The following is a 24,010-nucleotide window of genomic DNA, read 5'->3' as shown; positions in this document are numbered from 1 at the left end:
CGTTGCCGCTACGTTGCGAGGTTGCCGCTACGTTGCGAGAGGGCTGGCACCGGTCAGTGGCGAGGTCCGGTGAGAGCGTCGGCGAGCGTGGCGATGGGAGGGCCGGTGAGCGTGGCGGTGAGAGAGTCGGCGAGCATGGTAATGGAAGGGCCGGCGAGCGTGAGGAGGCGCGCGACGGCGAATGGCCGCCTGACCCGGTTCAGCTCGCGTTGGCCTCGTCGATCGTGAAACAGCTGAGCAGGGTGCGCTGCAGCAGGCTGAAGTTGTCGTCGCTGACCATGAGGTAACGGCCGTCGCCGATCCGGGTGAGCCCCTCGAAGTTGTCCACCGACCAGCCTTCGCCGTTGGAGAGGCGGGCGAGATCGGTGACCGTGACGCTGCCGTTCTTGGCCAGTGCCGCCCGGCGCAGGTTGATCACCACCGACGCCGGCGGCGTGTAGGCGCGCTCGAGCACCAACAGATCGCCATCGAGCGCTTCGAGGGCGGTCAGTGCCGAGTTCGTGTCGCTCGCCAGCGGATAGCGCCACTCGTGCTCGCCGTCGAGGGTGAAAAGCCGCGTGAGCGTGTCGGGCCACCCTTCGGGCGACGACTCGATCCCGCCGATCAGCCCGAAACCGGGCAGATCGGCCAGCCCCTCCAGCCCAGCGTTGGGCTGGGTGTCCGCGAGCCTGGCCGAACGGTGCGGGGCTTCGCCGGCGAGGCCGGAAGGATAGAAGCGTTGCCAGCGGGCATCGCCCTCGAACCCGATCACCAGCTGGGTGTTGCCGCGAACGCCGTCGCGAGCGTTCTCCAGCACGAGTGATTCGGCGTCGCTGCGCTCGCTCTCGAGAATGCTCCCCTGTCGGCTCCGCAGCGGGTAAGTATCGAGCGGTTGGTAGTCGCGAAGCTCTCCGCTGCCGGTGAAGTCGAGCCGGGCACGGTGCAGCCAGCCGCGATCCGAGACCAGAAAGAGCATCGACTCGTCCTCGTCCCAGCCGAGATCCGAAAGCCCGCCCACCGGCGTGCCGTCCTGCCACTTGCTCGGCAGCACCAGGGTGCCGCACCAGCTCACGCCCGGCGTGCTCGCCTCGAGCTCGGCGGTGGCCAGCGACGTGGGCTGGGGGACGGCGCTGCAGCCAGCGAGAAGCGTGCTGATCAGCAGGGCGCCGGTGATCGAGGCACCGGTGGGGTTTCTCGGGGCAGTCGAGCGAGTGGGCATGGCGGGGCGGGCTCCGGCAGATGGCGTCTGGACAATAGTGTAGCGGAGGGCGCTCGTGGCGGGCGTCATGGGATGGTCGTGTCGGCGCGCCGGGCTGCCGGTCGTCGGGGAGGCGCGTCACCGGCAGAGGGTGGCTGATACACTGCGCCTCTTGTCGGATCACGTTTCATCTCGGAACACGTTGCAGCGTTTGTCGGCGCGTACCGGGCATCAAGGAGAGGAATGCATGACGCGGATAGCCATCATCGGGGCAGCGGGACGCATGGGGCGTACGCTGCTGGAAGCCACGCACAAGAGCGATGCGGCGACCCTGGGAGCGGCGGTCGTGCGCGCGGACAGTTCGCTGATCGGCAGCGATGCCGGTGAGATGGCGGGCCTGGGCAAGCTGGGCGTGGCGCTGGCCGGCTCGCTCGGGGCGGTGCGTGATGACTTCGACGTGCTGATCGACTTCTCCACGCCGTCGCTGACGCTCGACAACCTCGCCTGGTGCGCCGATAACGGCAAGGCGATCGTCATTGGCACTACCGGCTTCGATGCCGCCGAGCTCGAACGGCTCGATGCACTCGCCGCGCGCGTGCCCACGGTCTTTTCCGCCAACATGAGCACCGGTGTCAATCTGACGGTCAATCTGCTCGAGACGGCGGCGCGGGCACTGGGGGACGCCGGCTTCGACATCGAGGTGATCGAATCGCATCACCGCCACAAGATCGATGCGCCCTCCGGCACCGCACTGATGATGGGACGCGCCGTGGCCGATGCCCTGGGGCGGGATCTGGCCGCCTGCGGGGTCTTCGAGCGCGTGGGCCAGGTCGGGCCGCGGCGCGCCGACGAGATCGGCTTCGCTACCGTGCGCGGCGGCGACATCGTCGGTGAGCACACCGTGCTCTTCGCCGCCGAGGGCGAGCGCATCGAGATCACCCACAAGGCCTCCAGCCGGCTCACCTTTGGCAACGGCGCCGTGCGCGCCGCGCTGTGGGTCGCCGGGCGCGCCTCGGGGCGCTACGACATGCAGGACGTGCTGGGGCTCAAGGCGTAGCGTCGGCGCATCGAACGACGATCGGCCGGCGGCACTGGAGCCCGAGAGCGCTTTCCGGTAGTATTTCGTCAATTTGGCCGAACGAAGCCGCAGGCGATGCAGCGACCAGGACAACAAGCGGGATGAAACCGGTGCTCCGGATTTCGTCCCGCTTTTTTACGACCTGAGTTTCTGACACCGCCCGCTGCGCCTCGTCGGCCGAGAATCGAGTTTCGGTGCGCCCGGAACTTTTGTTGGTGATCCGCCGAGGAGGAGAACGTCTTGAATAGACCCGCGATACTGGCTCTCGCAGACGGCAGTGTATTCAGAGGAACTGCGATCGGAGCCGACGGGCAGACCAGCGGGGAGGTGGTTTTCAATACCGCCATGACCGGCTATCAGGAAATCCTCACCGACCCCTCCTATACCCGTCAGATCGTCACCCTGACCTATCCGCACATCGGCAACACCGGCATCAACGCCGAGGACGTCGAGTCCGCGCAGATCGCCGCCGCTGGCCTGGTCATCCGCGACCTGCCGCTAATGGCCAGTAGCTTTCGCAGCCAGCGTTCGCTTTCGGACTACCTCCGCTCGCAGAACGTGGTCGGCATCGCCGATATCGATACCCGACGGCTCACGCGACTCTTGCGCAGCAAAGGCTCCCTCGATGGCGCGATTCTCGCCGGCGACGCGGCGCGCGGCGATGACGCCGTCGAGCGGGCGCTGGAAGCGGCGCGGGCCTTTCCCGGACTCAAGGGGATGGATCTGGCCAAGGTCGTCTCCTGCCAGTCCGCCTACGAGTGGAGCGAGGGCGACTGGACGCTGGGGCAGGGCTACGCCGATGCCGCCGCGAGCGAACGGCCCTATCACGTCGTCGCCTTCGACTATGGCGTCAAGCACAACATCCTGCGCCTGCTGACCGCGCGCGGCTGTCGACTGACGGTGGTGCCCGCCGAGACGCCGGCGGCGGATGTGCTGGCGATGAACCCGGACGGCGTCTTTCTCGCCAACGGCCCCGGCGACCCGGCGCCCTGCGACTACGCCATCACTGCCATTCGCGAGGTCCTCGACGCCGACGTCCCGGTCTTCGGTATCTGCCTGGGCCATCAGCTGCTGGCGCTGGCCGCGGGTGCCACCACCGTGAAGATGAATCACGGCCACCACGGCGCCAACCATCCGGTGCAGGATCTCGACACCGGCCACGTCATGATCACCAGTCAGAACCACGGTTTCGCGGTGGACGAGACGAGCCTGCCGGCCAACGTGCGCGCGATCCATCGCTCGCTGTTCGACGGCACGCTCCAGGGGATCGAGCTGACCGACCGCCCGGCCTTCAGCTTCCAGGGTCACCCCGAGGCGAGCCCCGGACCGCAGGACGTGTCGCCGCTGTTCGACCGCTTCGTGTCGATGATGCAGGCGCGCAAGCGCCAGGTCGCTTGAACCGCTCGCGACCTTCCGACGCCATTGAATCGAGTCTTTTCGGGTCGGCGCGCCGCGCCGCCCTCTCCTTTTTCGACGAGTGTTAGCGCATGCCAAAACGTACGGATCTCGACAGCATTCTGATCATCGGCGCCGGCCCCATCGTCATCGGGCAGGCGTGCGAATTCGACTACTCCGGGGCCCAGGCCTGCAAGGCGCTGCGTGAAGAGGGCTACCGCGTCATCCTGGTGAACTCCAACCCGGCGACCATCATGACCGACCCGGTGATGGCAGATGCCACCTACATCGAGCCGATCACCTGGCAGGCGGTGGCGCAGATCATCGAGAAGGAGCGTCCGTCGGCGATCCTGCCGACGATGGGCGGGCAGACCGCGCTCAACTGCGCGCTGGAGCTCGACAAGCACGGCGTGCTCGACGAGTACGGCGTGGAGATGATCGGGGCCAACGCCGACGCCATCAACAAGGCCGAGGATCGCGATCTCTTCGACAAGGCGATGAAGAACATCGGCCTCGAGTGCCCCAAGGCCAAGGTCGCCCACGCGATGGCGGAGGCCTGGGAGATCCAGGCCGAACTCGGCTTCCCGGTGATCATCCGCCCCTCCTACACCATGGGCGGTTCCGGCGGCGGCGTGGCCTACAACAAGGAGGAGTTCGAGGAGATCTGCACCCGCGGTTTCGAGCTCTCCAACAACCACGAACTGCTGATCGACGAATCCTTGCTGGGATGGAAGGAATACGAGATGGAGGTCGTTCGTGACAAGAACGACAACTGCATCATCGTCTGCGCCATCGAGAACTTCGACCCGATGGGCGTGCACACCGGCGACTCCATCACCGTCGCCCCGGCGCAGACCCTCACCGACAAGGAGTACCAGAGCATGCGTAACGCATCGCTCGCGGTACTGCGCGAGATCGGTGTCGAGACCGGTGGCTCCAACGTCCAGTTCGGCGTCGATCCCACCACCGGGCGCGTGGTGGTGATCGAGATGAACCCGCGAGTGTCGCGCTCCTCGGCGCTGGCCTCCAAGGCGACCGGCTTCCCGATCGCCAAGATCGCCGCCAAGCTGGCGGTGGGCTACACCCTCGACGAGCTGCAGAACGACATTACCGGTGGCGCGACGCCGGCCTCCTTCGAGCCGTCGATCGACTACGTCGTCACCAAGATCCCGCGCTTCACCTTCGAGAAGTTCCCCCAAGCCAACGACCGCCTGACCACCCAGATGAAGTCGGTGGGCGAGGTGATGGCGATCGGCCGGACATTCCAGGAATCGCTGCAGAAGGCGCTGCGCGGTCTCGAGATCGGCGTCGACGGCCTCGATCCCAAGGTCACCGACTTCAACGTCGACAACATGGCGCTGATCAAGGGCGAGCTGCAGGCCGCCGGCGCCGATCGCATCTTCTACATCGCCGACGGCATGCGCAGCGGTATGAGCGTCGATGAAGTGTTCGCGCTGACCAACATCGACCGCTGGTTCCTGGTCCAGCTCGAAGAGCTGATACGCCTGGAACAGGCCGTCGCCCAGCGTGCCCTGAGCGATTTCGACGCCGACGAGCTCTTCCGGCTCAAGCGCAAGGGTTTTGCCGACGCGCGTCTGGCGAGCCTGCTGGGTGTCGCCGAGAGCGAGGTGCGCAGTCGGCGCCACCAGTTCGACATTCGCCCGGTCTACAAGCGGGTCGACACCTGTGCCGCCGAGTTCGCCTCCAGCACCGCCTACATGTACTCCACCTACGAGGAGGAGTGCGAAGCCGAGGTCACGGATCGCCAGAAGATCATGGTGCTCGGCGGTGGGCCGAACCGTATCGGCCAGGGGATCGAGTTCGACTACTGCTGCGTGCATGCCGCGCTTGCCATGCGCGCAGACGGCTACGAGACCATCATGGTCAACTGCAATCCGGAGACTGTCTCCACCGACTACGACACCTCGGATCGACTCTACTTCGAGCCGGTGACCCTCGAGGACGTGCTCGAGATCGCGGACAAGGAGAAGCCGGTCGGGGTGATCGTGCAGTTCGGCGGGCAGACCCCGTTGAAGCTCGCCCGCGCACTCGAAGCCGCCGGCGTACCGATCATCGGCACCACCCCGGATGCGATCGACCGCGCCGAGGACCGTGAGCGCTTTCAGCAGATGATCGACAAGCTCGGTCTCAAGCAGCCGCCCAACGCCACTGCGCGCAGCTTCGAGGACGCCTTCGCCAAGGCGGAAGCGATCGGCTACCCGCTGGTGGTGCGGCCAAGCTACGTGCTCGGCGGCCGGGCGATGGAGATCGTCTACGACGCCTCCGAGCTCGAGAACTACATGACCCACGCGGTGAAGGTCTCCAACGACTCGCCGGTACTACTGGATCACTTTCTGAGCGCGGCGATCGAGGTCGACATCGATGCCGTCTGTGACGGTGAGCAGGTGGTGATCGGCGGCATCATGCAGCACATCGAGCAGGCCGGCGTGCACTCCGGCGACTCGGCCTGTTCGCTGCCGCCGTACTCGCTGCCCGCCGACGTGCAGGACGAGATGCGCGAGCAGATCAAGCGGATGGCGCTGGAGCTCGGGGTCGTCGGCCTGATGAACGTCCAGCTCGCCTGGCAGGACGGTGAAATCTACGTGATCGAGGTCAATCCGCGGGCTTCGCGCACGGTGCCGTTCGTCTCCAAGTGCATCGGCACGTCGCTGGCGCAGGTCGCGGCGCGCTGCATGGCCGGCAAGACGCTCGCCGAGCAGGCGTTCACTCGCGAGATCATCCCGGGCTACTACAGCGTCAAGGAAGCGGTTTTCCCGTTCAACAAGTTCCCCGGCGTCGATCCGATCCTGTCGCCGGAGATGAAGTCCACCGGTGAGGTGATGGGTAGCGGGACCACGTTCGCCGAAGCGTTCTACAAGGCGCAGCTCGGCGCCGGCGAAGCGATTCCCAAGCTCACCGGCGAGCGCAAGGCGTTTCTCTCAGTGCGCGAGCCGGACAAGCAGGGTGTTATCGAGGTCGCCCAATCTCTGCTAGCCTTGGGCTTTACACTAGTGGCAACACGCGGCACGGCCAGGGCTCTGGAAGAGGCCGGTGTGCGCGTTGCCGTCGTCAACAAGGTTTACGAAGGTCGTCCGCATATCGTCGATCTGCTCAAGAACGACGAGATCGCCTATATCGTCAACACGACCGAAGGTCGTCAGGCGATCAACGACTCCTCCGTGATTCGGCGCACGGCGCTTTCGCGCAAGGTGCCCTATGCCACGACGCTGGCCGGCGCGCGCGCGGTGTGCATGGCGCTGGAATACGGTAGTGAGATTACGGTGCGACGGCTGCAGGAACAGCATGCAGGAGCAGTGAATGAATAAGGTCCCGATGACGGTCCACGGTGAGCAGGCGCTACGCCAGGAGCTCGATCAGCTCAAGGGCGTCGAGCGTCCGCAGGTGATTGCGGCCATCGCCGAAGCGCGGGAACACGGCGATCTCAAGGAGAACGCCGAGTATCACGCGGCCCGAGAGCAGCAGGGCTTCATCGAAGGGCGCATTCAGGAGATCGAAGGCAAGCTGTCCAACGCGCAGGTCATCGATGTCGCCAAGATGCCCAAGAACGGCAAGGTGATTTTCGGTGTCACCGTCGAGCTGCTCAACCTCGAGACCGACGAGGAAGTGAGTTACCGCATCGTCGGCGAAGACGAAGCGAGCATCAAGGATGGCAAGATCTCGGTGACCTCGCCGATCGCGCGTGCGCTGATCGGCAAGTCCGAGGGTGACGTGGTCAACGTGCGCACGCCGGGCGGCGACGTGGAGTACGAGATCTCGAGCGTCGAGCATCTCTGAGCTTCGAGCTTCGAGCTTCGAGCTTCGAGCTTCGAGCTTCGAGCTTCGAATGACGAAAAACGCCAGCGACGATCGTCGCTGGCGTTTGTGTTTACGGCCTTTCCCGGGGCGTTCAGTGGCGGCCGTGATGGTTCTCGGCGCGGGCGATGTTGGAGAGCTTGGGGTTGGCCCTGGGGTTGTGGCGGTAGAGCAGCGGGACCTTGCCCAGCGACTGCACCAGTTCGGCGCCAGTGGCAGTCGTCAGCTCTTGGATCATGGCCTGGCGCTCGTCTCGCTCGGCGAAGGCGAGCTTGACCTTGACCAGTTCGTGATCACGCAGGGCGCGCTCGAGTTCCTGCAGGGCACCTTCGCTCAGGCCGTTCTCGCTGACGGTGACGATCGGCTGCAGATGGTGCCCAATGCTGCGGTAGGCTTTCTTTTGTGCGGGTGACAAGCTCATGATAGTCTGACCGTTGGAGTTCGCGAAGTCTCGATCGCTCGAGCTTGAATAGCATCGATAGCTCGAGTTCAGTGTCGATACGTGAATGTCTACAGCGGTGCTGCTTTCGGTCTCACCACCGCACTGTTCAAACGCGACATGGTACGGGTTTCGACCGCGGCGGGGAAGGTGATACGAGACCCCGTCCGAGTCTGTCGCGCCGCCGACGACCGATTTTTCCCGTCGCGACGTACCGCATCTCAATTCCCTTCGATTTCGTAAACGCGATCAGGTGACCGCTAGTGGCACGCTCTTCGACTTCCGATAAGGCCAATGCCGCCTCGCGGCAGAGCAAAAGCAGTCCCGGTTGGCTCAAGGAGCACTTCGACGACCGCTACGTCCAGCAGTCGTGGAAGGACGGCTACCGTTCACGAGCGAGCTACAAACTACTCGCGCTCGACGAGCGAGACGGGCTACTCGGTCCGGGCATGTCGGTCATCGACCTGGGTGCCGCCCCCGGCAGCTGGAGTCAGATCGCCGCCGAGAAGGTCGGTCCGGAAGGTCGAGTGATTGCCTCGGATATCCTGGAGATGGATGCGCTGGCAGGCGTCAGTTTCATTCAGGGAGATTTCACCGAAGAGACGGTGCTCGAGGCCATTCTGGCGGAGCTCGGCGAGCGTCGTGTGGATCTGGTGATGTCGGATATGGCGCCCAATATGAGCGGTATGGCGGCGATCGATCAGCCCCAGGCGATGTACCTGGTCGAGCTGGCACTGGATCTGGCGCGCCAGACGCTCTCGCCCGGCGGCAACTTTCTGGCCAAAGTGTTTCAGGGCGAAGGATTCGACGACTATCTGCGCGATCTGCGATCGAGCTTTCGCAAGGTAGTGACACGCAAGCCGGAGGCCTCCCGCGCGCGATCGCGGGAAGTCTACCTGCTGGCACAGGGATTTCACGGCTAGACGCTCGATGGCCGTCGCCGGCAAACGAGTGTCAGGCGATGTTCGAGCTTGCAAGCGTGGCTACCCGCCCTCATCTGAGTTAGGGTCGAGGTCACGACAAGCGCTGGCAGCAAGGTTCGTACTACGAGGGTGGTGTCTTGAACGACATGGCGAAAAATCTAATTCTCTGGTTGGTCATCGCAGCGGTCCTGCTGACGGTGTTCAACAACTTCAGTGTGGATAGTTCGCCGCAGGCGATGAACTATTCGCAGTTCGTGGAGCAGGTCCAGAACGATCAGGTGCGAAGCGTCACCATCGATGGCTACACCATCAATGGCGAGCGTGGTGACGGCACCCAGTTCCAGACGATTCGTCCCGCGGCGGAAGATCCGAAGCTGATGGACGATCTGCTGGCGCATGACGTCACCGTGGTCGGGCAGAAGCCCGAGCAACAGAGCCTATGGACGCGGCTGCTGATCGCCAGCTTCCCGATCCTGCTCATTCTCGCCATCTTCGTGTTCTTCATGCGCCAGATGCAGGGCGGCGGCAGTGGCAAGGGCGGTCCGATGAGCTTCGGCAAGTCCAAGGCGAAGCTACTCAGCCAAGATCAGATCAAGTCCACCTTCGCCGATGTCGCTGGCTGTGACGAGGCTAAGGAAGAGGTGGTCGAGCTCGTCGACTTCCTCAAGGATCCCTCCAAGTTCCAGCGTCTGGGCGGCCAGATCCCCCGCGGCGTATTGATGGTGGGTCCGCCCGGTACCGGTAAGACGCTGCTCGCCAAGGCGATCGCCGGTGAGGCCAAGGTGCCGTTCTTCTCGATCTCCGGCTCCGACTTCGTCGAAATGTTCGTGGGCGTGGGCGCATCCCGCGTGCGTGACATGTTCGAGCAGGCCAAGAAGCAGGCACCCTGCATCATCTTCATCGACGAGATCGACGCCGTCGGTCGCCACCGGGGTTCCGGCATGGGCGGCGGTCACGACGAGCGCGAACAGACGCTCAACCAACTGCTCGTCGAAATGGATGGCTTCGAGGCCAACGACGGCATCATCGTCATCGCTGCCACGAACCGTCCCGACGTACTCGACCCGGCACTGCTGCGCCCGGGCCGCTTCGACCGTCAGGTGACCGTGCCGCTGCCCGACATCCGCGGTCGTGAGCATATCCTCAACGTGCACCTGCGCAAGGTGCCGATGGGTGACGGCGTCAAATCGAGCGTCATCGCTCGCGGGACCCCCGGTTTCTCCGGTGCGGATCTTGCCAATCTGGTCAACGAGGCGGCGCTGTTCGCAGCAAGGCGCAACCGTCGTACCGTCGGCATGGACGAGCTGGAACTCGCCAAAGACAAGATCATGATGGGCTCCGAGCGTCGCTCCATGGTCATGTCCGAGAAAGAGAAGCTCAACACCGCCTATCACGAGTCCGGTCATGCCATCATCGGTCTGGTCGTGCCCGAGCATGATCCGGTCTACAAAGTGACCATCATTCCGCGCGGGCGAGCCCTTGGCGTCACGATGTTCCTGCCGGAAGAGGATCGCTATAGCTACTCCCGTCAGCACATCATCAGCCAGATCTGCTCGCTGTTCGGTGGCCGTATCGCCGAAGAGATGACGCTGGGCCCGAATGGGGTGACCACCGGCGCTTCCAACGACATCAAGCGCGCTACCGAGCTCGCTCACAGCATGGTCGCCAAATGGGGTCTCTCCGAGGAGATGGGGCCGCTGATGTACGACGAGGACGAGTCGCACCAGTTCCTCGGTGGCCCTGGTCAGGGTGGCGGCAAGCTGACCTCCGGCGAGACCTCCTCGCGTCTCGACAAGGAGGTGCGTCGCATCATCGACGAGTGCTACGCCACGGCGCACAAGATTCTCGAGGAGAATCGCGAGAAGCTCGATCTGATGGCCGAAGCGCTGATGCAGTACGAGACGATCGATGCCAACCAGCTGAAGGACATCATGGAAGGGCGTAAGCCGCGGCCGCCGGAAGACTGGGACGATCAGGGGCCGAACTCGGGTACTGGTCGCCCGATCGGTGGCGCCGAGCCGCAGCCCGGTGACGAGGGCGCGCCGGATGACACCGGCGGTCGTCGACCCTCCGATCCGCTGGGCGGTCCCACCGGGCCGTAACCTTGCGAAAGACTCGAGACGGGGCGCCAATTGGCGCCCCGTCTTGTTTTGTAGGGTGCCGGTTGCGAGATGGTTCGGCCCGCGGGCGGGGACGCGCGCTGTTGCGCCTAGGCGGGGCGCTACTTAGAGTGAAGCCTTTTGAGCGAGATCAATGATGCGACCGCAATCCGGGGGTCGGACGCTTAAGTGTGGCCAACGCCGGCTCCAACTCGACCGCCCCTGCGTCATGGGCATTCTCAATGTGACGCCGGACTCCTTTTCCGATGGTGGGCACCACGATGCGCTCGACGCTGCCCGACGCCACGCCGAGCGACTGCTCACCGAGGGGGCGGCGATCATCGACGTGGGCGGAGAGTCCACTCGGCCGGGTGCCGAGGGCGTGCCACTGGAGCGCGAGCGCGAGCGCGTACTGCCGGTAGTGGAGATGCTGGTGCGCGAGTTCGACGCGCTGGTGTCGGTGGATACCAGTGCGCCGGAGATCATGACCGAAGTCGCTGCCGCCGGGGCGGGGATGATCAATGACGTCCGTTCGCTGACGCGCCCCGGGGCGCTGGAGGCGGCGGCGGCGACCGATCTGCCGGTCTGTCTGATGCACATGCTCGGCGAGCCGCAGACGATGCAGCGGGCGCCACACTACGACCAGCCGATCGAAACGGCGGTCGTCGACTTCCTCGAGTCGCAGATCGCGCGATGCGAGCGCGCCGGTATCTCGCGTGAGCGGCTGATACTCGATCCCGGTTTCGGCTTCGCCAAGACGCTCGAGCACAACCTGCGCCTGCTGAATCGCATGGACGCACTGGAAGCGCTCGAGCTGCCATTGCTGGTCGGCATGTCGCGCAAGAGCATGGTCGGCAAGACGCTCGGGCGGGGCGTCGACGAGCGGCTTCCCGGCAGCCTCGCACTTGCCGTGATGGCAGTGGAGCGAGGCGGACACATCATTCGGGTGCACGACGTGGCACCCACAGTCGACGCGGTCAACATGACTTGGGCCGTGCTTCAGGAGCGAATCGATCATGAGTAGGCGTTACTTCGGCACCGACGGCATTCGCGGTACGGTCGGTCAGGCCCCCATCACTGCCGATTTCATGCTCAAGCTGGGCTGGGCGATGGGTCGCGTGTTGTCGCGCAAGCTTGCCGGCCACCAGACCCGTCAGAAGTCGTCGCAGGCACCGCGACCCAAGGTGGTGATCGGCAAGGACACGCGCATCTCCGGCTACATGTTCGAGTCGGCGCTGGAAGCGGGGCTTTCCGCCGCCGGCGCCGACGTGTCGCTGCTGGGTCCCATGCCGACCCCGGGCATCGCCTATCTGACGCGCACCTTTCGCGCCGATGCGGGTATCGTCATCTCCGCGTCACACAACCCGTACCACGACAACGGCATCAAGTTCTTCTCCGCCGAGGGCCTCAAGCTTGCCGACGATGTCGAAAGCGAAATCGAAGCGGAGCTCGATCGACCGCTGGAGACGATGCCGCCCAATCAGCTCGGTCGCGCCGTGCGCATCAACGACGCCGCCGGTCGCTATATCGAGTTCTGCAAGTCGACCGTTCCTAATCGGCTCGAACTCCACGGGCTCAAGATCGTGCTGGACTGCGCCAACGGGGCGACATACCACATTGCGCCGAACGTATTCCGCGAGCTCGGCGCCGACGTCAGCGTGATCGGTGCCGAGCCGGACGGGCTCAACATCAACAGCGACGTGGGTTCCACCCATCCCGAGCGCCTGCAGGCCGCCGTGACGTCGAGCGGTGCCGACCTGGGTATCGCTTTCGACGGCGATGGTGACCGGGTGCTGCTGGTGGATCGTGATGGCGCGCTGGTCGACGGCGACGAGCTTCTCTATATCCTCGCTTGCGACCTTCATGCCCGGGGCAAGCTCAAGGGCGGCGTGGTCGGTACGCTGATGAGCAATTTCGGTCTCGCCGCCGCGTTCGAGAAGGCCGGCATTCCGTTCGTACGCGCCAAGGTGGGCGATCGCTACGTGACCGAGAAACTGCTCGCCAATGATTGGCTGCTCGGGGGTGAGGCATCGGGGCACATCGTCTGTCGCCACGTTCAGACCACCGGTGACGGTATCGTGTCGGCGCTGCAGGTGCTGGCCGTCATGGTGCGCGAGAGCGCGCCGCTCGGCCGTCTGCTCGAGGGCTTCGACAAGGCGCCGCAGTCGCTGGTCAACGTTCGCCTACCGGCCGGTACCGATGTCGCCGCGCTACTGGAACACGCGACGGTCGCGCAAGCCGTCGCTGAAGTCGAACATGAGCTCGGCGCCAGTGGTCGAGTACTGCTGCGGGCCTCGGGCACCGAGCCCTTGATCCGCGTGATGGTCGAGGGCAGACCGCAATTCGACGTTCAGGCACTCGCACGGCGGATCGCCGAAAGCGTCGAAAGCCTCATTCCATGAGCCAGCAGCGCGTGTTGTCTTGCTGTCAAGGCTCTTATACCATGTCGCTCCACCGACGGGAGGTCGCATGCGCAAGCCGCTGATCGCAGGTAACTGGAAGATGAACGGCTCGGCAGAACTGATCGACGCGTTCGGTCAGGCATTCGCCGAGGACAATTTCTCGTCTAGTGCCGAGATTCTGATTCATCCCCCCTTCCCCTATCTGGATGCAGCCAGGCGAGTCTTTGCAGGTACCTGCATCGAAATCGGGGCGCAAACGCTCAATCCGCTGCATTCGGGTGCTAGGACCGGCGAAGTGAGCGGTCAAATGCTGCGGGAGTTCGGCGTCGAATACGTACTGGTGGGTCACTCCGAGCGTCGTCAGCTGTACCAGGAGAGCGACGAGCAGGTCTTCGATCGGACCCTCGCCGCCCTGAACGTGGGCATCAAGCCGATTCTCTGCGTAGGGGAAACCCTCGAGGAGCGCGACAACGGGCAGACCGATGACGTGGTGCTGCGTCAAGCTGGCTATGTCATGGCGCGTCTCGAGCCTGAACAGCGCCGGCTGGTGACGATCGCCTACGAACCCGTCTGGGCGATCGGTACCGGGCGTACGGCGACACCCGATCAGGCGCAGGCGGTGATGGCGTCCATCCGTCGCTATCAGGCGCAGTTCGATCGGGAGCTGGCCGAGGGGTTGCGACTCCTCTACGGCGGCAGCATGAATGCGAGCAATGCCAAGGAGCTGCTCGCGCAGGAAGATATCGACGGCGGCCTGATCGGAGGAGCTTCACTCAAGGTCGACGATTTCAAAGCGATTTGTCAGTCAGCAGGTTAATGTCATGCAGATAGCAGTCTTGATGGTCCATGTCGTACTCGCCATTGCCGTGGTGGTACTGGTACTGCTGCAGCAGGGCAAGGGCGCCGAAGCCGGTGCGGCATTCGGGGGTGGCTCCTCACAGAGCGTGTTCGGTTCGAGCGGCGGTGGCAACTTCCTCGCCAAGGTGACGGGTGGTCTTGCCGCGCTGTTTTTCGTCACTTCGCTGGCGCTGGCGTACTTCGCCTCGCACGCCGGCAGCGCCCCGCAGAGCGGCATTCCCGACGCCCAAGTCATCGAGCAGCAACATAATGGTGCGCCAACGCTTGACGACGGCGAGCAAAGCGGGAATAATGCTGCGCCAGCACTCGAGGAAGAGGAAGGGCAGTCAACTTCAAATCCTTGAGTCGAAAGGAAAACTCGTCGTCGATTCGAATGGCTTGCCGATTCGGACAAAGTATTGGATAAAATGACGAGTCGATGCAGGCGCCAAGCCTTCATCACCCCCTGTGCCGAAGTGGTGGAATTGGTAGACACGCTATCTTGAGGGGGTAGTGACCTTACGGTCGTGCGGGTTCAAGTCCCGCCTTCGGCACCATCGTTGAGTTTTCGGGTCTCGACCCTTTGAGCCAACGAATAGAAAGATGCTGACCGATAGGAAAAATGATTCGGGAAGCATGGCGAAGATTCGGCATTTCTTGACCCGCTCCGGGGCCGTTTCTATACTCGCCAACCTGATGTTGCGGGGTGGAGCAGTCTGGTAGCTCGTCGGGCTCATAACCCGAAGGTCGTCGGTTCAAATCCGGCCCCCGCTACCAAGTTTCTTGAAAGGCCCCTTCTTTAGAAGGGGCTTTTTGTTGGCGGCTTTGTCATTTTCTGCATTGCCTGCTGACGCCAACGCCAGTCAGCCACCTAGCACCTTGCATGTCTTTCAACTCCCGGTCAGGTGCCTGATGCAACTGCTGTAGGAGTCGTTTGTGGTCACCAAGGACGCCGCGCTGTATGCGATCATCGAACCCGTGGTCACTGCCATGGGTTTCGAGCTATGGGGGCTCGACTATCTGGCCCAGGGCAAGCACTCCAAGTTGATGATCTACATCGACAGCCCCAACGGCATCACGGTCGATGACTGTGCCGGTGTCAGTCGGCAGGTGAGCAGCGTGCTGGACGTCGAAGATCCGATCTCGAGCAACTACAGCCTGGAGGTCTCCTCTCCGGGGCTCGATCGCCCACTCTATACCCTCGATCACTTTTCCCGCTTTCGTGGCCACACGGTCCAGCTCAAACTGCGTAGCGCCTTCGATGGCCGGCGCAAGTTTCAGGGACAACTGGCGGGCGTTGACGGTGATGAAGTGTTGATTCGCATCGAGTCCGAGGAGTACTGCTTTCCCATCGAAAGCATCGACCAGGCGCGCGTCATACCGCAGTTCGAAGACTGACTTCGAACATCCGCCATTCGATCATAATGAAAAACGCCGAATCGACGGATAGGGCGTTTCAAAGAACCGGTTTTTCGGCGAGGCATAGGCATGAGCAAAGAGATACTGCTGGTCGTTGACGCCATCTCCCACGAGAAGAGCGTACCGCGTGACGTCATCTTCGAGGCCGTCGAGGCTGCACTCGCCAGTGCGTCGCGCAAGCGCTTCGAAGGGGAAGACGTCAGTGTCCGCGTCGAGATCGATCGTCGCAGCGGCGAATACGATACTTTCCGCCGCTGGGTCGTGGTCGAAGACGAAGAGTACGTCAGCGAAGACCGCGAGATTCCGCTTTCCGAAGCCGAGCAGCGCGACCCGCCGTTGGCACTGGGTGAGGCGGTCGAAGAGCAGATCGAATCGGTCGCTTTCGGCCGTATCGCTGCTCAGACTGCCAAGCAGGTCATCGTGCAGAAAGTGCGCGAAGCCGAGCGGGCCCAGATCGTCAAGCAGTACACCGAGCGTGAAGGCGAGCTGGTTGCCGGTATCGTCAAGAAGACGACTCGCGACGGCCTGATCATCGATCTCGGCGAGAACGCCGAGGGTTTTCTGCCCCGCGGCGAGATGATCCCCGGTGAGCGCTACCGCATGAACGAGCGCGTACGCGCGCTGCTGTGGAAGGTCGATGCCGAAGCGCGAGGCTCCCAGCTCATTCTCTCCCGTACCAAACCGGGAATGCTGGTCGAGCTCTTCAAGATCGAAGTGCCCGAGATCGCCGAGCAGCTGATCGAGATCAAGGGTGCGGCCCGCGATCCCGGCGCTCGCGCCAAGATCGCGGTCAAGACCAACGACAAGCGCATCGACCCGGTCGGTGCCTGTGTCGGCATGCGCGGTTCGCGCGTGCAGGCGGTGTCCAACGAGCTGCGTAACGAGCGCGTGGACATCATTTTGTGGGACGACAACCCCGCCCAGCTGGTGATCAATGCCATGGCGCCGGCGGAAGTCGCCTCCATTCTCGTTGACGAGGACGCTCATTCGATGGACGTCGCCGTCGGCGAGGATAACCTTGCCCAAGCCATCGGTCGTAGCGGCCAGAACGTGCGACTCGCCAGCGAGTTGACCGGCTGGACGCTCAACGTCATGACCGAAGACGAGGCCGAGGGTAAACGCGAGCAGGAAGTCGACAGCCTGATCGAATATTTCATCAATCATCTCGAGATCGAAGACGAAGTCGCCCGCATCCTGGTCGAGGAAGGGTTCACGACGATCGAAGAGTTGGCCTACGTGCCGCTCGAAGAGATGCTGGAGATCGAAGATTTCGATGAAGATCTGGTCGAGGAACTGCGAGCGAGGGCCAAGGATGAGTTACTCAACCTGGCCATTGCCTCGGAAGAGGCGCTTGATGGCGCTCAGCCCGCCGAAGACCTTCTTGCGATGGACGGCATGGAACGCCACCTGGCTTTTGTTCTCGCCAGTCGTGGCATCGTCACCATGGAGGACCTCGCAGAACAGTCCATCGAGGATTTGAAGGATATCGACGACGTGGACGAGGAGCGCGCAGCGGCACTGATCATGACTGCCCGTGCGCCTTGGTTTCAGAGCGAAGAGTAACGTGGTCACGGGTTCAGGAGGGTCGTAATGTCAGACATGACCGTAAAAGAGTTTGCAGGGAAGGTGGGGCGCGATGTGTCCCGCCTGCTCGAACAGATGAAGGATGCGGGTCTGCCGCATCAACAAGAGGGCGATGCTGTCTCCGAAGAGGACAAGCAGCGCCTGCTCGACCACCTGACCAAGAGTCACGGTGGGGGTAAGGGGCCGCGCAATCGCGTCACCCTGACTCGTAACACCCGCAGCAAGATTCGCTCCGGCGAGCGCGGCAAGACGATCGAGGTGCAGGTGCGCAAGAAGCGTACCTACGTCAAGCGCGATGCCGAGCCCACCGAAGAGCCGGCGGCGGAAGAGAGCGGGCCACGTCAGCTGGTCGGCGACATGGCCGATCAGGCGCAGCAGCATGCAGAAGAGCAGGCTGCGGCGGCGGCACTCGAGAGTGCCCAGGCCGAGCAGAGCGCTGGCCAGGCGGCTTCCGACAAGGCCGCTGCACCGGCACCTCAGCCGAGCGCGCCCGGGGAGAACCTCTCGCAGGAGCCGCAGGTCGAGGATAGCGAGCCGACCTCCAATAGCCAGCCCTTCGTCGAAGCGCCGCCGAAAGAGCCCCGCACCGAGAATCGTCGCGCCCATCCGAAGAAGGACAAGGAGCGTGATCAGGATCGCCGCGGGCGTCGTGACGAGGACGATCGCAACGAGCGTCGTCGCGGTGGCAAGAAGGTCAAGCGTGCCGAGCGTCGCGGCACCCGGCGTGGCGGTCGCAGCGACAACCAGCACGGCTTCCAGAAGCCGACGCAGCCGATCGTGCGTGAAGTCGCACTGCCGGAATCGATCAGCGTGGCCGAGCTCGCCGATAAGATGTCGGTCAAGGCCAACGAAGTGATCAAGGCCATGTTCAACATGGGCGCTGCCGTCACCATCAACCAGACCATCGATCAGGATACTGCCGCGATCGTCGTCGAGGAGATGGGACACAAGCCCCGGTTGGTCAAGGAAGATGCGCTCGAGACCGAAGTGCTCGAAAACATCTCCTATGAAGGCAACGAGATTCTGCGTTCGCCGGTGGTCACCGTCATGGGCCACGTCGACCACGGCAAGACCTCGCTGCTCGACTTCATTCGTCGCACCAAAGTGGCGACGGGCGAAGCCGGCGGCATCACTCAGCACATCGGCGCCTATCACGTCGAAGGCGAGCACGGCGGTGTCACCTTCCTCGATACCCCGGGTCACGCGGCGTTCACCGCCATGCGTGCTCGCGGTGCCCAGGCGACCGACGTGGTCATCCTGGTTGTGGCCGCCGATGACGGCGTCATGCCCCAGACCATCGAAGCCGTCGAGCACGCCAAGGCTGCCGGCGTCCAGCTGGTCGTTGCGATCAACAAGATCGACAAGGAAGGCGCCGATCTCGACCGCATCCGCAACGAGCTCTCCCAGCATGGCGTGATCTCGGAAGAGTGGGGCGGCGATACGCAGTTCGTACCCGTCTCGGCGAAGACTGGCGACGGCATCGATCAGCTGCTCGAATCCGTTCTGCTGGTCTCCGAAGTCCTCGAGCTCAAGGCCGTGCCGGAAGCGCCCGGCAAGGGCGTGGTCGTCGAATCGCGCCTCGACAAGGGGCGTGGCCCGGTGGCGACGGTGCTGGTCCAGAACGGCACGCTCAAGCGTGGTGACATCGTGCTTGCCGGTCTCCACTACGGCCGCGTTCGCGCACTGATCAACGAGCTTGGCAAGCAGGTCGAGGAAGCCGGACCCTCGATGCCCGTGGAGATCCAGGGTCTCGACGGCACGCCGGAAGCCGGCGAAGACTTCATGGTGCTGACCGACGACAAGAAGGCGCGCGAGATCGCCAACTTCCGTCAGGGCAAATACCGCGAAGTCCGCCTGGCGCGCCAGCAGAAGGCCAAGCTGGAGAACATGTTCAGCCAGATGGGCCAGGACGAAGTCGCCAAGGTCAACATCGTCCTCAAGTCCGACGTTCAGGGCTCGCTGGAAGCGATTCGTGGCGCGCTCGAAGAGCTGTCCACCGATGAAGTCCAGGTGGCCGTGGTCTCCTCGGGTGTTGGCGGCATCACCGGTACCGATGCCAACCTGGCGCTCGCCAGTGAGGCGATTCTGGTCGGCTTCAACGTGCGTGCCGATGCCTCCGCGCGGGAGATCGTCGAGCGTGAAGGGCTGGATCTGCGCTACTACAGCGTCATCTACCAGCTCATCGACGAGGTCAAGCAGGCCATGAGCGGCATGCTGGCGCCTGAGTGGCGCGAGCAGATCGTGGGTATCGCGGAAGTTCGCGATGTCTTCAAGGCACCGAAGATCGGCGCTATCGCGGGCTGCATGGTCGTCGAGGGCACCGTTCATCGCAATAAGAAGATCCGTGTACTGCGCGAGAACGTGGTCATCTACGAGGGTGATCTCGAGTCGCTGCGCCGCTTCAAGGACGACGTCAACGAAGTGCGCAACGGCATGGAGTGTGGTATCGGCGTCAAGAACTACAACGACGTTCAGGTCGGCGACAAGATCGAGGTCTTCGATCAGGTCAAGGTCGAGCGTACGCTGTAACGCCCTGATCTCTCGTACGTTCGCGTGCGAGAGACCCCGCGTCGCCGTCTCCCGTGACAGGGAGGCGGCGACGTCGGTTTGGACGACACCGCGGCACCGCCGCACCGCGAAGCGCGGCAACTGAAGCCGCAGGACATACGACATGCGCGAATTCAAACGGACCGATCGAGTCGCCGACCAGCTTCAGCAGGAGCTGGCCGTTCTGATCCAGCGCGAGATCAAGGATCCGCGTTTGGGGATGATCACGGTCAGCTCGGCGAAGGTGAGTCGCGATCTCGGCTATGCCGATATCTACGTGACACTGCTGGGCGAGAACGATCCGGCGCGTATCAAGGAAAACCTGAGCGTGCTCAAGCGCGCCTCGGGCTTTCTGCGCAGCCAGATCGCGCGTCGCATCAAGCTGCGTCACGTGCCGGAACTGCGTTTTCATTACGATGAAAGCGTGGTGCGCGGGCATCACCTCTCGGCGCTGATCGACGAAGCCGTTGCCAGTGACCACCGTGATGACGCCGGCGAGCCCGGCGACGAGACCACCGGCGCCTCGCCGAAAGGAGACGAGGAGAGCCGCTGATGGCGCGTCGTCGTAAAGGGCTCGCCATCGACGGAGTGCTGCTGCTGGACAAGGCCCAGGGCGTCTCCAGCAATCACGCTCTCCAGCGAGTTCGGCGTCTACTGCAGGCGCGCAAGGCGGGCCACACCGGCACGCTCGATCCCATGGCGACCGGCCTGCTGCCGATCTGCCTGGGCGAGGCGACCAAGTTCTCGGCGCACCTGCTGGAAGCCGACAAGGTCTATCGAACCCGGGTCAAGCTGGGCGAGACGACGGATACCGGCGACGCCGAGGGCGAGATCGTCGAGCGCCATGGGCTGCCGTCGAGTCTCGACCGGGCCCGTATCGAAGCGGCGATCGATGCCTTTCGCGGCGAGATCGACCAGGTACCCCCGATGGTCTCGGCGCTGAAGCACGAGGGACGCAAGCTCTACGAGCTCGCCCGCGAGGGCAAGACGATCGAGCGTGCGCCACGACGCGTGACGATATATGATATGCGCCCGTTCGATTGGGCGGCGGATGGGTTCTGGCTCGAGGTGCGCTGCAGCAAGGGCACCTACATCCGCACTCTGGCCGAGGATATCGGCCGCTCGCTGGGCGTCGGTGCACACATCACGGCACTCGAGCGGCTCGAAACCGGCCCGTTCGGCAGTGAGCGTCGCATCTCGTTCGAAACGCTCGAGTCGATGAGCGAAGAGGAGCGGCTGGCGCACCTGATGCCCGTCGACGTTCTGCTGGCGCATCTGCCGACGCTGCAGGTCGATGACGAGGCCGCGAGACGCTTGCTGCTGGGGCAGCGGGTCGGTGTTCTCGAGACGGCGCTTGCGCCAGGCGACACGGCAAGGCTTTACCGCGACGAGTCCTTTCTGGGACTGGTCGAGTCGACCCAGCCAGGGGAGATCGCTCCCAAGCGGCTGGTCGACACGGCGACGCGCTGAGCGCGGCGTCGACAATAGGATCGGGTTTACCCGATTCATGACGCGAGAGACTGCAAATATGCGTGGTCTCCGACATTCATCACTCAAGCATATTGCTTAGGAGAGTGTTTCATGGCACTGACTGCCGAAAAGAAGGCCGAAATCGTCAAAGAGTACGGCCAGGGCGAGAACGACACCGGTTCGCCGGAAGTCCAGGTTGCGCTGCTGAGCGCCAACATCGACGGCCTGCAGGGCCACTTCAAGGGCCACAAGCAGGATCACCACTCCCGTCGTGGCCTGATCCGCATGGTCAACCAGCGTCGTAAGCTGCTGGACTACCTGAAGGCCAAGAACTTCGAGCGTTACCAGTCGCTGATCCAGCGCCTCGGTCTGCGCCGCTGAGCCACGCGTCGATCCCATCGACGCTGTGTGCCGAGAAACAAGCAGTCCCTCGCGGGGCTGCTTGTTTTTTTATGCCTGTCATTTGGCGCCGCTTGTTTGGTGCCCGTCATGGAGCCATCGACGCCCCCGGCGATCGCTAGCCGTTGCTGACGCTAACGCCTAGAATGGTCGCCACGACTAAAGATCCCAACGAATTCGACAAGTAAAGGAAAGCCTGTGAATCCGGTTCAGAAAACGTTCCAGTACGGTTCCAGTACCGTCACTATCGAGACGGGCCGAATCGCCCGTCAGGCCAGCGGTGCCGTGCTGGTCACCATGGAAGACACCGTGGTGCTGTGCACCGTGGTCGGCCGCAAGGACCTCAAGCCCGGCCAGGACTTCTTCCCGCTCTCCGTGCACTATCAGGAGAAGACCTACGCGGTCGGCAAGATCCCCGGTGGCTTCTTCAAGCGCGAAGGCCGCCCCACCGAGAAAGAGACCCTCACCTCGCGACTGATCGACCGTCCGATTCGTCCGCTCTTTCCCAAGGGCTTCATGAACGAAGTCCAGGTCATCTGCACCGTGCTCTCCACCGACCGTAACCAGGATCCGGACATCGCCGCGATGATCGGTACCTCGGCCGCGCTGTCGATCTCCGGGCTGCCGTTCAACGGCCCGATCGGCGCCGCACGGGTCGGCTTCAACGAGTCGCAGGGCTACTTCCTCAATCCCAAGGTGGACGAGCTGCCGGCTTCCGAGCTCAACATGGTCGTCGCGGGCACCGACAAGGCCGTGCTGATGGTCGAGTCCGAAGCCAAGGAGCTGAGCGAAGACGAAATGCTGGGCGCAGTGCTTTACGCCCATCAGGAGATGCAGGTCGTCGTCGAGGCGATCAAGGCGTTCGCCAGCGAAGCGGGCAAGCCGCGCTGGGACTGGCAGCCGGCGACGGAAAACGCCGAGCTCAAAGCCGCGATGGCGTCCAGCTACGGGACCGCCGTGGGCGAGGCCTACCGGATCACCGACAAGATGGCGCGTCAGGATGCGCTATCCCAGATCCGCACGCAGGCGCTCGAGGAGCTCGCCAGCGGCGAGAGCCCGCGCTTCAGCAAGGACGAAGTCTCCGGGGCCCTCGCCAGCCTTGAGAAGAAGACCGTGCGCAGCCGCGTCGTCGCCGGCGAGCCGCGTATCGACGGTCGCGATCACAAGACCGTGCGTCCGCTCGACGTCAGCGTCGGCGTGCTGCCGCGCACCCACGGCTCCGCGCTGTTCACCCGTGGCGAAACGCAGGCCGTGGTCGCTGCCACGCTGGGCACGCTGCGCGATGCGCAGCTGATCGAGTCGCTCGAAGGCGAGACCAAGGATCGCTTCCTGCTGCACTACAACTTCCCCCCGTACAGCGTCGGCGAAGCCGGCTTCATGGGCGGTCCCAAGCGTCGTGAAATCGGCCACGGCCGACTGGCGCGTCGCGGCGTGCAGGCGATGCTGCCGAACGAGGACGACTTCCCGTACACCATCCGCGTGGTGTCCGAGATCACCGAGTCCAACGGTTCGAGCTCGATGGCTTCCGTCTGCGGCACGTCGCTGGCGCTGATGGATGCCGGCGTGCCGATCAAGGCGCCGGTCGCCGGTATCGCCATGGGTCTGGTGAAGGACGACGATGGTTTCGCCGTGCTGACCGACATCCTGGGCGACGAGGATCACCTCGGCGACATGGACTTCAAGGTGGCGGGTTCTGCTGCCGGCGTGACCGCGCTGCAGATGGACATCAAGATCGAGGGCATCAACGAGGAGATCATGGAGACTGCGCTGCAGCAGGCCCACGACGCCCGCCTCCAGATCCTCGACAAGATGAACGCCGTCATCAACCAGAGCCGTACGGAAGTCTCCGAGCACGCGCCGGCAATGCAGACGATCAAGATCAACTCGGACAAGATCCGCGACGTGATCGGCAAGGGTGGCGCCACCATTCGCCAGATCTGTGAAGATACCGGTGCCTCCATCGATATCGACGACGACGGTACCGTGCGCATCTACGCCGAAGACCGCGCCGCCGCCAAGCGCGCCATCGACACCGTGCTGGCGATCACCGCCGAAGCGGAGATCGGCAAGCTCTACCGCGGCAAGGTCGTTCGACTCGCCGACTTCGGCGCCTTCGTCAACTTCATGCCGGGCACCGACGGGCTGGTCCATATCTCCCAGATCGTTCCCGAGCGCGTCAACGACGTGAAGGACTACCTGAGCGAAGGCCAGGAAGTGACGGTCAAGGTACTCGATATCGACAACCGCAACCGCGTGAAGCTCTCGATCAAGGAGATCACGCCGGAAGAGAAAGCGGCTTTCGAAGCCTCCCTCGAAGCGAGTGAGTGAGCCGGCTGGTGAGTGCGACCGGCGGGCGCCGTCCGCCGGCCCTCACCGCTGACTGGCCGGATCGGGTCGATACCCCGACCTGATATCGCTGAATGAACGC

General features: G+C 63.7%; 19 protein-coding genes and 2 tRNA genes. 19 read left to right on the top strand and 2 right to left on the bottom strand.

Annotation, left to right across the window (positions count from 1 at the left end; all coding sequences use genetic code 11):
• Nucleotides 1-199 precede the first annotated feature (199 nt).
• Nucleotides 200-1,198, bottom strand: coding sequence for an esterase-like activity of phytase family protein (locus DOM33_RS12105; RefSeq protein ID WP_162617965.1), 999 nt, complete (start codon nucleotides 1,196-1,198; stop codon nucleotides 200-202).
• A 226-nt stretch (nucleotides 1,199-1,424) separates the two neighbouring features.
• Here DOM33_RS12105 and dapB point away from each other — a divergent pair, with 226 nt between their 5' ends.
• From dapB to greA, 4 genes are all read left to right on the top strand, one after another.
• On the top strand, nucleotides 1,425-2,234 hold the full coding sequence (gene dapB, locus DOM33_RS12100; RefSeq protein WP_110669332.1) for a 4-hydroxy-tetrahydrodipicolinate reductase: 810 nt from the start codon (nucleotides 1,425-1,427) through the stop codon (nucleotides 2,232-2,234).
• A 261-nt stretch (nucleotides 2,235-2,495) separates the two neighbouring features.
• Nucleotides 2,496-3,653, top strand: a complete 1,158-nt coding sequence (carA, locus tag DOM33_RS12095; protein ID WP_110669330.1) for a glutamine-hydrolyzing carbamoyl-phosphate synthase small subunit — start codon at nucleotides 2,496-2,498, stop codon at nucleotides 3,651-3,653.
• 89 nt (nucleotides 3,654-3,742) lie between these two features.
• Entirely contained in the window at nucleotides 3,743-6,976 is a 3,234-nt protein-coding gene (gene carB / locus DOM33_RS12090; RefSeq protein ID WP_110669328.1) for a carbamoyl-phosphate synthase large subunit, read from the top strand.
• A complete protein-coding gene (gene greA / locus DOM33_RS12085; protein WP_110669326.1) occupies nucleotides 6,969-7,445 on the top strand; it encodes a transcription elongation factor GreA in 477 nt (158 codons plus the stop codon). Before carB ends, greA begins: the two co-directional genes overlap by 8 nt.
• Nucleotides 7,446-7,557: 112 nt before the next feature.
• On the opposite strand, the gene DOM33_RS12075 is transcribed toward greA, so the two are convergent.
• Nucleotides 7,558-7,884 carry a YhbY family RNA-binding protein gene (locus DOM33_RS12075; protein WP_110669324.1) on the bottom strand — a complete coding sequence of 109 codons (327 nt, stop codon included), beginning with the start codon at nucleotides 7,882-7,884 and terminating at the stop codon, nucleotides 7,558-7,560.
• A gap of 281 nt (nucleotides 7,885-8,165) precedes the next feature.
• Here DOM33_RS12075 and rlmE point away from each other — a divergent pair, with 281 nt between their 5' ends.
• The 15 genes from rlmE to pnp all read left to right on the top strand — a co-directional run bounded on the left by rlmE (nucleotide 8,166) and on the right by pnp (nucleotide 23,910).
• Nucleotides 8,166-8,825, top strand: a complete 660-nt coding sequence (gene rlmE, locus DOM33_RS12070) for a 23S rRNA (uridine(2552)-2'-O)-methyltransferase RlmE (RefSeq protein WP_110669323.1) — start codon at nucleotides 8,166-8,168, stop codon at nucleotides 8,823-8,825.
• 137 nt (nucleotides 8,826-8,962) lie between these two features.
• Complete coding sequence (gene ftsH, locus DOM33_RS12065; RefSeq protein WP_110669321.1) at nucleotides 8,963-10,927, top strand: ATP-dependent zinc metalloprotease FtsH; 1,965 nt, start codon at nucleotides 8,963-8,965, stop codon at nucleotides 10,925-10,927.
• Between the two features lie 226 nt (nucleotides 10,928-11,153).
• On the top strand, nucleotides 11,154-11,948 hold the full coding sequence (folP, locus tag DOM33_RS12060) for a dihydropteroate synthase (RefSeq protein ID WP_110669319.1): 795 nt from the start codon (nucleotides 11,154-11,156) through the stop codon (nucleotides 11,946-11,948).
• Nucleotides 11,941-13,326 carry a phosphoglucosamine mutase gene (gene glmM, locus DOM33_RS12055; RefSeq protein ID WP_110669318.1) on the top strand — a complete coding sequence of 462 codons (1,386 nt, stop codon included), beginning with the start codon at nucleotides 11,941-11,943 and terminating at the stop codon, nucleotides 13,324-13,326. Before folP ends, glmM begins: the two co-directional genes overlap by 8 nt.
• Nucleotides 13,327-13,393: 67 nt before the next feature.
• Complete coding sequence (gene tpiA / locus DOM33_RS12050; RefSeq protein ID WP_110669316.1) at nucleotides 13,394-14,143, top strand: triose-phosphate isomerase; 750 nt, start codon at nucleotides 13,394-13,396, stop codon at nucleotides 14,141-14,143.
• A gap of 4 nt (nucleotides 14,144-14,147) precedes the next feature.
• Entirely contained in the window at nucleotides 14,148-14,528 is a 381-nt protein-coding gene (secG, locus tag DOM33_RS12045; RefSeq protein WP_110669314.1) for a preprotein translocase subunit SecG, read from the top strand.
• A 105-nt stretch (nucleotides 14,529-14,633) separates the two neighbouring features.
• Nucleotides 14,634-14,720 (top strand) — tRNA-Leu (locus DOM33_RS12040).
• Between the two features lie 143 nt (nucleotides 14,721-14,863).
• Nucleotides 14,864-14,940 (top strand) — tRNA-Met (locus tag DOM33_RS12035).
• A gap of 159 nt (nucleotides 14,941-15,099) precedes the next feature.
• Entirely contained in the window at nucleotides 15,100-15,561 is a 462-nt protein-coding gene (gene rimP / locus DOM33_RS12030; RefSeq protein WP_110669313.1) for a ribosome maturation factor RimP, read from the top strand.
• Nucleotides 15,562-15,651: 90 nt separating this feature from the next.
• A complete protein-coding gene (gene nusA, locus DOM33_RS12025; RefSeq protein ID WP_110669311.1) occupies nucleotides 15,652-17,145 on the top strand; it encodes a transcription termination factor NusA in 1,494 nt (497 codons plus the stop codon).
• 27 nt (nucleotides 17,146-17,172) lie between these two features.
• Entirely contained in the window at nucleotides 17,173-19,695 is a 2,523-nt protein-coding gene (gene infB / locus DOM33_RS12020) for a translation initiation factor IF-2 (RefSeq protein ID WP_110669309.1), read from the top strand.
• Between the two features lie 142 nt (nucleotides 19,696-19,837).
• On the top strand, nucleotides 19,838-20,266 hold the full coding sequence (rbfA, locus tag DOM33_RS12015; RefSeq protein WP_110669307.1) for a 30S ribosome-binding factor RbfA: 429 nt from the start codon (nucleotides 19,838-19,840) through the stop codon (nucleotides 20,264-20,266).
• The gene (gene truB / locus DOM33_RS12010) at nucleotides 20,266-21,183 is read left to right on the top strand and encodes a tRNA pseudouridine(55) synthase TruB (RefSeq protein ID WP_110669305.1); all 918 of its coding nucleotides are present in this window, start codon (nucleotides 20,266-20,268) and stop codon (nucleotides 21,181-21,183) included. Before rbfA ends, truB begins: the two co-directional genes overlap by 1 nt.
• A 111-nt stretch (nucleotides 21,184-21,294) precedes the next feature.
• On the top strand, nucleotides 21,295-21,564 hold the full coding sequence (gene rpsO / locus DOM33_RS12005; RefSeq protein WP_110669303.1) for a 30S ribosomal protein S15: 270 nt from the start codon (nucleotides 21,295-21,297) through the stop codon (nucleotides 21,562-21,564).
• Nucleotides 21,565-21,780: 216 nt separating this feature from the next.
• Nucleotides 21,781-23,910 carry a polyribonucleotide nucleotidyltransferase gene (pnp, locus tag DOM33_RS12000; RefSeq protein WP_110669301.1) on the top strand — a complete coding sequence of 710 codons (2,130 nt, stop codon included), beginning with the start codon at nucleotides 21,781-21,783 and terminating at the stop codon, nucleotides 23,908-23,910.
• Nucleotides 23,911-24,010 lie beyond the last annotated feature (100 nt).

Source organism: Salinicola halophilus, assembly GCF_003206155.1.
Lineage (GTDB): Bacteria > Pseudomonadota > Gammaproteobacteria > Pseudomonadales > Halomonadaceae > Salinicola > Salinicola halophilus.
This window is presented reverse-complemented; position numbering and strand designations above follow the sequence as displayed.